The organism is Frankia sp. AiPs1 (genome assembly GCF_023716945.1).
In the GTDB taxonomy this organism is placed as follows: Bacteria; Actinomycetota; Actinomycetes; order Frankiales; family Frankiaceae; genus Frankia.
Genome location: NZ_JAMQQF010000216.1, coordinates 1 through 9,207, shown reverse-complemented (window position 1 = coordinate 9,207; position 9,207 = coordinate 1). Strand labels below are relative to the sequence as shown.

Annotated in this window: 8 protein-coding genes; 1 reads left to right on the top strand and 7 read right to left on the bottom strand. The window is 71.1% G+C overall.

The window, feature by feature from the left end; translation table 11 throughout:
* Positions 1–77 precede the first annotated feature (77 nt).
* Both ND748_RS18185 and ND748_RS18180 read right to left on the bottom strand, forming a co-directional pair.
* The gene (locus tag ND748_RS18185; protein ID WP_251747021.1) at positions 78–1,367 is read right to left on the bottom strand and encodes an amidohydrolase family protein; all 1,290 of its coding nucleotides are present in this window, start codon (positions 1,365–1,367) and stop codon (positions 78–80) included.
* Between the two features lie 253 nt (positions 1,368–1,620).
* A complete protein-coding gene (locus ND748_RS18180; protein ID WP_251747019.1) occupies positions 1,621–2,418 on the bottom strand; it encodes an SDR family oxidoreductase in 798 nt (265 codons plus the stop codon).
* A 378-nt stretch (positions 2,419–2,796) separates the two neighbouring features.
* On the opposite strand from ND748_RS18180, the gene ND748_RS18175 reads away from it, so the two are divergent.
* Positions 2,797–4,008, top strand: a complete 1,212-nt coding sequence (locus ND748_RS18175) for a CoA transferase (protein WP_251747018.1) — start codon at positions 2,797–2,799, stop codon at positions 4,006–4,008.
* 136 nt (positions 4,009–4,144) lie between these two features.
* Here ND748_RS18175 and ND748_RS18170 read toward each other — a convergent pair whose 3' ends face one another.
* From ND748_RS18170 to ND748_RS18150, 5 genes are all read right to left on the bottom strand, one after another.
* Positions 4,145–4,963 carry an SDR family NAD(P)-dependent oxidoreductase gene (locus ND748_RS18170; protein WP_251747016.1) on the bottom strand — a complete coding sequence of 273 codons (819 nt, stop codon included), beginning with the start codon at positions 4,961–4,963 and terminating at the stop codon, positions 4,145–4,147.
* 70 nt (positions 4,964–5,033) lie between these two features.
* Complete coding sequence (locus ND748_RS18165) at positions 5,034–6,320, bottom strand: amidohydrolase family protein (protein WP_251747014.1); 1,287 nt, start codon at positions 6,318–6,320, stop codon at positions 5,034–5,036.
* Positions 6,321–6,382: 62 nt separating this feature from the next.
* A complete protein-coding gene (locus tag ND748_RS18160; RefSeq protein ID WP_251747013.1) occupies positions 6,383–7,258 on the bottom strand; it encodes a pantoate--beta-alanine ligase in 876 nt (291 codons plus the stop codon).
* A gap of 259 nt (positions 7,259–7,517) precedes the next feature.
* Positions 7,518–8,414, bottom strand: a complete 897-nt coding sequence (locus tag ND748_RS18155) for an enoyl-CoA hydratase (protein WP_251747012.1) — start codon at positions 8,412–8,414, stop codon at positions 7,518–7,520.
* The coding region (locus ND748_RS18150) for an AMP-binding protein (RefSeq protein WP_251747010.1) at positions 8,411–9,207 on the bottom strand (797 nt) is incomplete at its 5' end. The genes ND748_RS18150 and ND748_RS18155, both read right to left, overlap by 4 nt.

The following is a 9,207-nucleotide window of genomic DNA, read 5'->3' as shown; positions in this document are numbered from 1 at the left end:
GCCGACGTCTGAGCGGAGGATGCCGCGCGGGCCGGCCGGGGCCGACCCGCGCGGGTGGGGCTGCGTGGCGGGTGGGGCTACCGGTTTGCGCCCGTCGCGGCGACCGAGCCGAGCAGCGCGGCGTTGCCGGAGTCGGCCTCGGCCTTGCGGCGGCCCATGCTCTTGGTCTCGATGTCGACGTCGGCCGCCTCGGCGCGCAGCGCGGCGACGGTCGACTTCTCCTTCGGCCGGATGGTGAAGGGGTCGAACGAGTACGCCCGCATCGCGTTCTCGTGGGTGATCTTGTTGATGTCGGCGTCCGAGACCCCGGCGAGGTCCTTGAACAGCTTCTCGGGACCGTGCGGCCAGGTGGAGTCCGAGTGCGGGTAGTCCAGCTCCCACATGATCTTGTTGATGCCGACCTGGTCGCGCAGCTTCACGCCCACCGGGTCGTCGATGAAGCAGGTCCAGATGTGGTCGTAGAAGACCTGGCTGGGCAGCCGGCCGCCGAGGTCGGTGAACGTCCACGCGTGGTGGTGCTGGTAGACGTAGTCGGCGCGCTCGAGGGCGTAGGGCAGCCAGCCGATGCCCCCCTCGGACAGGGCCATCTGCAGGTTCGGGATCCGCTTGAAGATCCCGGAGAAGACCAGGTCGGTGACCGCCATCAGGCTGTTCACCGGGGTCAGGGCGATCATGACCTCCGGCGGGGCGTCCGGAGCGGTGATGTTCATCGACGACGACGAGCCGATGTGGATGTTGACGACCACGTCGTTGTCCGCGCAGGCGCGCAGGAACGGGTCCCAGTACTCGGTGTGGTAGCTCGGCAGGCCCAGCTTGGTCGGGTTCTCGGAGAAGGTCACCGCGTGGGCGCCCTTCGCCGCGACCCGGCGGATCTCCTCGGCGGCGAGCTCGGGGTCCCACAGGACGGGCAGGGTGATCGGGATCAGCCGGTCCGGGTGGGCGCCGGCCCACTCGTCGATGTGCCAGTCGTTGTAGGCGCGCACGCTGGCCAGCGCGAGGTCCTTGTCCTTGGCACGCAGGAAGAGCTGGCCGCAGAAGTGCGGGAAGGTGGGAAAGTTGATGCCCGCGAGCACGCCGCCGGCGCTCATGTCCCGCACGCGCTCGTCGGCGTCGTAGCAGCCGGGGCGCATCTGGGTGTACTCGGTCGGGTCGAGCCCGTACTCCTCCGGCGGACAGCCGGCGACGGCGTTGAGGCCGACGTTCGGGGCGAAGCCGTCCTCGAACGCCCACAGGTCGCCGCCGTCCGGGCCCTTGACCACGTGCGGGGCCCGGTCCTTGTACTTCGCGGGGATGTGCGCGTCGAACATCGTGGGCGGTTCCACGACGTGGTCGTCGACGCTGATCAGGATAAGGTCTTCGACCTGCATGACACTCCTTGACGCCTACAGCGGACGGAAGAACGCACCAGCGTGCGTGGGTCCGGGTGCACCGGTCCTGCCGGGTCCCGGTGGGAGGGCGCGGATCTCACCGGATGCCTCCCTGGTTCCTCGTCGATGAACGTGACGCAGCTCTATGAGCTGTAACACTACTAAGACTACTGTCAGGATGAAAGGGGCGCCAGCGGATCGAACCGCACGGGGCGATCCGATCCAGGCGGCGACCCGATCCAGGTGGGTGGTGTCAGAACGCCGAGCGGTGATGGCCGCCGTCGACCTCGATCCAGTTGCCGGTGACGTAGCCGGCCTGCTCCGAGCACAGGTACACGATCATCGAGGCGATCTCGTCCGGGCGGCCGAGGCGCGCGGCGGGCACCCGGGCGTTGGTGCGCATCCACTCCCGGCGCGCCTGCTCGTCGTGCACGCCGACGTTGGCGTCCATGTAGGCGATCGCGTTGGCGGTCTCGATCCAGCCCGGCGCGACCGTGTTCACGGTGATGCCGTAGCGGGCGTACTCGTCGGAGACGGTCTTGAGCAGGCCGATCGTCGACGGGCGGGTGGCGTTGGCGATGGCGTGGTGGATCGCGCCCACCGGCTCCTTGGCGGTCGCCGAGCCGATGTGGACGAAGCGGCCCCAGCCGGCCTCGCGCATCCCGGGCAGCACGGCGTGCAGCAGGTAGACCTGGCTCATCGTGTAGCTGCGGAACGAGTCGACATAGTGCTCGGGCTCGGTGATGTCCTCGAAGTCGCCCGGGATGTTGAAGACGGTCTGGCCGATCACGATCAGCGGCGGGCCGAACGTCGAGGTGACCTCGGCGACGGCCCGGTCGACGTCGGCGCGGTCGGTGAGGTCGGCCGCGATCCCGATCGCGGTGCCGCCGTCGGCCGTGATCTGCTCGACCGCCTCGTCGATGGCGGTCTTCGTCCGGGCGACGATCGCGACCTTGCAGCCCTCGGCGGCGAGCAGGCGGGCGGCCTCGCGGCCCATCCCCTTGCTCCCACCGGTTAAGAAGACGACCTTGCCGGAGATGCCGAGATCCATGTCCTGTGCCTCCTGGGCGTGAGCGCCCGCTCGCCCGCCGGCCCGGGGCCGGGGCGTCGGGTGGGGAACGTCGGTCGGCTCCGGGGCCGTGCCTCGCTGCGGGGATCGCGACGGGGAACGGGGTGTGGTCAAGCCGGCGGCCGCGATGTAGAACACAATTCTAGGAACGTTCTGGCGGAAGCGTCAACGCATCGATGGCGCCGCCGCGCGGGACGTGGGCGGCCGAGCCGCCCCCTGGGCCGAGCCGGCGCGGGGGGCTACTTGATGGTTCCGTCAAATCTTCGGTCGCTGGAAGGACTGACGAGGTGATCCTGATCTTGGTGATCATCATGGGGTGCGGCCGACGGGCCGACCATAGGGAGACCAGGTGTTGATCTTATGACTTCTCCGCTCGCGGGTATCAAGGTGCTGGAGTTCTCCGAGCACGGTTTCGTGCCGTCCGCCGCGGCGGCGCTGGCCGACTTCGGCGCGGACGTCGTCAAGCTGGAACGCCCCACCGGCGATCCGATGCGCCAGATCCACGCCAACCGCCTCGTCCCCGAGGCCGACGGCGAGGAGTTCATGTTCGAGCTGGTCAACCGCAACAAGCGGGGCGTCGCCCTCGACGTGGAGACGCCGGCCGGCCGGGCCGTCTTCGAACGGCTCGTCCGCTGGGCGGACGTCTACATCACCAACCAGCTTCCCCGGGTGCGGCGCAAGCTGCGCACCGAGCCCGCGGACCTGCTGGCCCTCAACCCGAAGCTCGTCGTGGCCAAGGGCCACGGCCAGGGCCAGGCCGGCCCGGACGCCGAGGCCGGCGGCTACGACGGGGTCTCCTACTGGGCCCGCGGCGGCGTCGCCCACGTGCTCACCGCGCCGGACGCGCCCGAGCCGACGATGCAGCGCCCGGCCCTCGGCGACGTGCCGTCGGGCATGTACCTCGCCGGTGCGGTCTGCGCCGGGCTCGTGCACGTCCTGCGCACCGGCAAGGGCGTCGTCGTCGACACCGCCCTGCTCAACGGCGCGACCTGGACGATGGGCCCCGACCTCGCCTACAGCTCGCTGACCGGCCGCCAGATGCAGATGACCGGCGGCGGCCCGCGCAGCCCCCTGGTCAACACCTACCGCACCGGCGACGGCCGCTTCGTCAACCTCGTGATGCTCGACGAGGCCCGCTACTGGGCGCCCGCCTGCACCGCCGTCGGCCTGCCCGAGCTGATCGACGCCTACCCGGACGCCGCGACCCGCCGGTCCGCCTGGGGCGAGCTGGGCGAGCGGTTCCGGGCGGCGATCGGCGCGCTCACCCGCGCCGAGTTCGAGGCCCGGCTGCGGGAGCAGAACTGCATCTTCTCGTTCTACGCGGTGCCCGAGGAGGTCGTCGCCGACCCGGCCGTCGTCGACAACGGCTACCTGATGGCCCATCCGACCCGCCCCGGGCTGCGCCTGCCCGCCGCGCCGGCCCAGTTCGACGACGCGCACGCGGTGATGCGCCTGGGCGCGCCGGCGCTCGGCGAGCACTCCCGGGAGGTGCTGGGCGAGGTGGGCTACGACGGCGAGGAGATCGACCGCCTCGTCAAGGACGGCATCCTCGGCGGCCCCCCGGCCGCCTGACACCGAGCCGGCGTCCCGCTCGCCGCGTGCGGTGCGCTGGTTGAACTGCGGTGCGCTGGTTGAACTGCGGTGCGTTGTGCACAGTTCTGTGGTTCGGACCGTGCACAACGCACCGCAATCGGCTGCCGGCGACGGGCTAGCCGGCGACCGGCGCGTTCGGGACGACGCGGGGGACGACCGGCTGGTGGCTGGTCGCGCCGCCGTCGACGGTGAGCTGGGTGCCGGTGACGTACTTCGACTCGTCCGCGGCCAGGTAGACCGCGGCGGCGGCGATGTCGGCCGGCTCGCCGAGCCGCGGCAGCGACAGCATGCTGCGGATGACGTGCATGTACTCCTCGTCGGCGAGCAGCTTGCGCATGGTGTCGCCGTCGGTGTTGATGAACCCGACGATGATCGCGTTGGCGCGGATGGAGTCGGGGCCGTAGTCGACCGACATCTGCCGGGTCAGCGAGTTGATCGCCCCCTTGGACGCCTGGTAGGCGGGCCGGGAGCGCACGGACAGGATGCTCGACGACGCCGAGATGTTGATGATCGAGCCGCCGCCCGCCGCGCGCATGTGCGGGATCGCGTACTTGCTGGCCCACAGCGTCCCGTACAGCGCGGTGCGGACGGTGTAGTCGAAGTCCTCGTTGGTGATCTCGTCGACGTGGTTGTCGACGCCGCTGATCGTCACGTCGGTGGCCGCCGCGTTGTTCACCAGCACGGTGACCGGGCCGTAGGCGTCGGCGGTCGCGGCGATCGCGCCGGCGACGTCCGACTCGATCTGGTTGTCGGCGCGCACGAACGTCGCGGTGCCGCCGGCGTCGCGTAACTCCTTCTCCAGCGCGATGCCGGTGGACTCGTTGCGGCCGGTGAACGCCACCGCCGCGCCCTCGGCGACGAACATCCGCACGATCCCGGCGCCGATGCCGGCGGTGCCCCCGGTGACCAGCGCGACCTTGCCCTGCAGCCTCATGTGCCGTCCTCTCGGTGCGACCGGTACGGCCGGACCGTGGCCGTCCGACCGGATGTGCTGGTGCGGGCGCTCATCCCCGGCCCGCGGCCTGCACGGCGATCGCGGCCAGCTCGCCCGGGGTGCTGCCGCGGTGCTCGCGCAGGATGTGGCGCAGCGTCAGGTCGACGTCGGCGCCCTCGGCGCGCAGCGCGGCGACGGTGCAACGCTCGCGCGGGCGGTGGGCGAAGGCGTCGAAGTCGAACGCCCGCAGCGCGTTGAGGTGCGTGATCGCGTTGACCTCGTCGTCGGGGATGCCGGCCAGCGAGCGAGCCAGCTCCTCGGGGCTGTTCGGCCAGGTCGAGTCGCCGTGCGGGTAGTCGCACTCCCACATGATCGTGTGCAGGCCGACGCGCTCGCGCAGCACGAGCCCGGCCGGGTCGTCGATGAAGCAGCTGTAGATCTGGTCGCGGAACAGCTCGCTGGGCAGCCGGTCGCCGAGCTCGGTGCCCGTCCACGCGCGGTGGTGGCGGTAGACGTAGTCGCAGCGCTCGAGGGTGTAGGGGATCCAGCCGATGCCGCCCTCGGACAGCGCGATCCGCAGGTCCGGGTAGCGGGGGAGCACGCCGGAGAACAGCAGGTCGGTCAGGGTCGACTGGGTGTTCATCGGGCTGAGCGCGATGGACACCTCCATCGGCGCGTCCTCGGCGGTCACCGGCACCTGCGACGACGAGCCGATGTGCAGGCAGACGACGACGCCCGTCTCCGCGCAGGCCGCCCAGAACGGGTCCCAGGAGCGGCTGTGCAGGCTCGGCAGACCGAGCTTCGCCGGGTTCTCGGAGAAGGTCACCGCGCGGCAGCCCTTCGCGGCGACCCGGCGGATCTCGTCGGCCATGAGCCCCGCGTCCCACAGCGGCATGACGGCCAGCGGGATGATCCGGCCGGGATGGGCGCCGGCCCACTCGTCGATGTGCCAGTCGTTGTAGGCGCGCACGACGGCGAGCCCGAGCTCGCGGTCGGCGGTGGCCCGGGTCAGGAACTGGCCGCAGAACTGGGCGAAGGTCGGGAAGTTCAGGCTGGCCAGCACCCCGTTGACGTTCATGTCCCGGATGCGCTCGTCGATGTCGTGACAGCCCGGCCGCATCTGGTCGAACCGGGTCGGGTCTAATCCGTAGTCCTCGGGGCGGACGCCGGCGACCGCGTTGAGGCCGATGTTGGGGGTGATCTGGCCCTCGTAGGTCCAGATCTGGTTGCCGTCGGTGGTCTCGACGACGTGGGGCGCGCGGTCGCGGTAGCGGGCGGGGATGTGCGCGTCGAACATGGTGGGCGGCTCGACGACGTGGTCGTCGACGCTCACGAGGATGAGGTCACCGACATCCATGGGGCGCTCCTGTCAGTGGGTGGTGGTGGGGGTGGCGGCGGTGGTGGCGGTGGGGGCGGTGGTCAGACCGTGGGGAGAGTGACGCCGACGTTGTCGACCAGCGGCGTGGTGCCGAAGCGGACCGAGGCGAGCAGGCGGATCTCACCGTCGCTCGGGCCGCCCTCGGCGGCCGGGTCGAGGGTGTCCAGCGGGCGCAGCGTCGCGGCCTCGACGGCGACGATGTAGTCCGGGTCGGCGACCGGACGCAGCCGGGCCAGGGCGACCTCGGCCGCGGCGTGGGCGTCGCGCTCCCCGGCGGTGATCGCGTCAACCGCGGCGGTCAGCGCGGCGTACAGCGCCGGCGCGGCGGCGCGCTGCTCGGGGGAGAGCTTGGTGTTGCGGCTGGAGATCGCCACCCCGTCGGGCTCCCGGCGGGTGGGGCAGCCGATGACCCGCGAGGGCAGGTGCAGGTCCTCGGCCATCCGCTGGAACATCACCAGCTGCTGCCAGTCCTTCTCGCCGAAGAACGTCAGGCAGGGCCCGGCGATGTTGAGCAGGGTGGCGACCATCGTGACGAGCAGTTCCATGTGCTCGCCCTCGGGCATGCCGGTCAGGTGCCGCAGCATCCCCGGCATGGCCATGAAGGTGTTCGAGGGCCGCTGGTAGAGGTCGTCGCGCATCGGGATGTAGAACACGTCGACGCCGGCCGCCTCGAACAGCGCCTGGTCGTGGGCGAGGTCGCGGTTGTAGGCCTGCACGCCGCCGGAGGCCCACTCCAGCTTCAGTGCGCCGTTCCAGAACACCGCGACGACGTCGCATTCCTTCTTCGCCTGTTCGACCAGGGAGATGTGCCCGGAGTGGGTGCCGCCGCTGGTGCCGACCATGGCGACCCGTCGCCCGGCCGCCCGCTCGGCGTCGAGCAGCTCGCGGACCTCGGCGTGCTTCTCAGTGGTGATCATGGCGCGCTCCAGGGTCGAGGATCATCGCCGCGCTCTTCCGGGGAAAAGGGGCGGGGAAAGAGGGTGAGGGGATGTGATGACACTCACGGATCGCTGTCGCTGTGTCAAAGTGCTGTTTGAAAAGCTGAACAACTGTTCAGTCGCCGGACATGACCGAGCCACCGCGTCGCGTCTGCTCGCGAACGCAGTGGCTCAGGAAGTGCTGTGCGGTGGGGCTTGTGCGGTGGGGCCCGGGTAGTGCGGCCGGGTAGTGGGGGCGCTAGGGCCGGTTCTTGTCGGCCGGCAGGATGGCGGGGGCGTTGCGCCAGTCGTCCAGGCCGTACTCGGCGGTGCCGACGTACACCTTGCCGCCGGAGACCTCGCTCCAGTGCGCGTGGTTGAGCTGGTGCAGGGTGAAGGCGGCGTCGAGGGCGGTGCTGAAGCCCATCGCGTCCTGCGCCTGGTTGACCGACTCCTTGACCAGCAGCGCCGCCATCGTCGGGACCTTCGCGATCCGGGCGGCGAACTCCACCGTCCGCTCGGAGACGTCCGCGCCTGGGAAGACCTTGCTGACCATGCCCAGCGCGTGCGCCTCGTCGGCACCGAGGGAGTCGCCGGTGAGCAGCAGCTCCTTGGCCCTGCGCGGGCCGAACTCCCACGGGTGGGCGAAGTACTCCACCCCGCACATGCCCAGGCGGGTGCCGACGACGTCGGCGAACACGGTGTCGTCGGCGGCCACGATCAGGTCGCAGCACCAGGCCAGCATCAGCCCGGCGGACAGCACGTTGCCGTGCACCTGGGCAATGGTGATCTTACGGAGGTTCCGCCAGCGCTTGGTGTTCTCGTAGTAGTAGTGCCACTCCTGGCGGGTGCGGTTCTCCGCGCCGCCGTAGGAGGCCCCGTTGCACAGGAAGGTGGGGTGCAGGTCGGGGCCGTCCGGATTGCGTTCGGCGACGCTCTCCGAGGTGCCGAGGTCGTGGCCGGCGGAGAACGACGCCCCGGCGCCGCGCAGGATCACCACGCGTACCCCGTCGTCGGCCTCCGCCCGGGTGAACGCCTCCCCGAGCTCGACGAGCAGGCCCCGGTTCTGGGCGTTGCGCGCCTTCGGCCGGTTGAGGGTGATCCGGGCGATCCGGCCGTCGGCGAGCGTGTCGTAGTCGATGTAGCGGTAGGTCACGCAGTCACCTCTCGCGGCACCTGTCGTGGCGCGGCCGCCAGCCGGGCACGCAGCGCCTTCTTGTCGATCTTTCCGGTGGGCAGGACGGGCAGCTCGTCGACGATCACCGCGGACCGCGGCGACTTGTAGCGGGCGATCCTGGTGGCCACGTGCTCGCGCAGCTCGCCGGAGGTGAGCTCGGTGCCGGGCAGGAGGACGACGACGGCGCACACGGCCTCGCCCCAGCGCTCGTCGGGCACGCCGACCACCGCGCACTGCGCGACGGCGGGATGGGTCAGCACGGCGTCCTCGACCTCGAGGGAGTAGATGTTCTCCCCGCCGCTGATGATGACGTCCTTCTTGCGGTCGACCAGGTGCAGCAGACCCTCCTCGTCGAACACGCCGACGTCGCCGGTGTGGCACCAGCCCTCGGCCAGGGTCACGCCGGTGGTGGCCGAGTCGTTCCAGTAGCCGCGGAACATCGCCGGGGAGGCCACCACGATCTCGCCGGGCACGCCCGGCGGGCACTGCGCGCCGTCGTCGTCGAGGATGCGGATCTCGGTGTCCGGGTAGGGGAAGCCGACGGAGGTGAGCCGGCGGTCCCGGTCGGGCCCGGACCCGCGGTGCAGCTCGCGGGGCAGCCCGGAGGTGATCACCTCGGTCTGGCCGTACAGGTTGAGGAAGCCGGTGTCCGGCATCGCGGCGAGTGCCGCGGCCAGCGTCGGCGCCGTGATCGGCGCGGCCGAGTAGACGATGGAACGCACCCCGCGCAGCGCCGCCACCGGCGCCGGGTCGGCCACGCCCGGCCCCGCCC

Bases quoted from the DNA above. Each gene is read 5' to 3' on its own strand.
- ND748_RS18185 (WP_251747021.1), bottom strand. From the start codon at position 1,367: ATGCAGGTCGAAGACCTTATCCTGATCAGCGTCGACGACCACGTCGTG.
- ND748_RS18180 (WP_251747019.1), bottom strand. From the start codon at position 2,418: ATGGATCTCGGCATCTCCGGCAAGGTCGTCTTCTTAACCGGTGGGAGC.
- ND748_RS18175 (WP_251747018.1), top strand. From the start codon at position 2,797: ATGACTTCTCCGCTCGCGGGTATCAAGGTGCTGGAGTTCTCCGAGCAC.
- ND748_RS18170 (WP_251747016.1), bottom strand. From the start codon at position 4,963: ATGAGGCTGCAGGGCAAGGTCGCGCTGGTCACCGGGGGCACCGCCGGC.
- ND748_RS18165 (WP_251747014.1), bottom strand. From the start codon at position 6,320: ATGGATGTCGGTGACCTCATCCTCGTGAGCGTCGACGACCACGTCGTC.
- ND748_RS18160 (WP_251747013.1), bottom strand. From the start codon at position 7,258: ATGATCACCACTGAGAAGCACGCCGAGGTCCGCGAGCTGCTCGACGCC.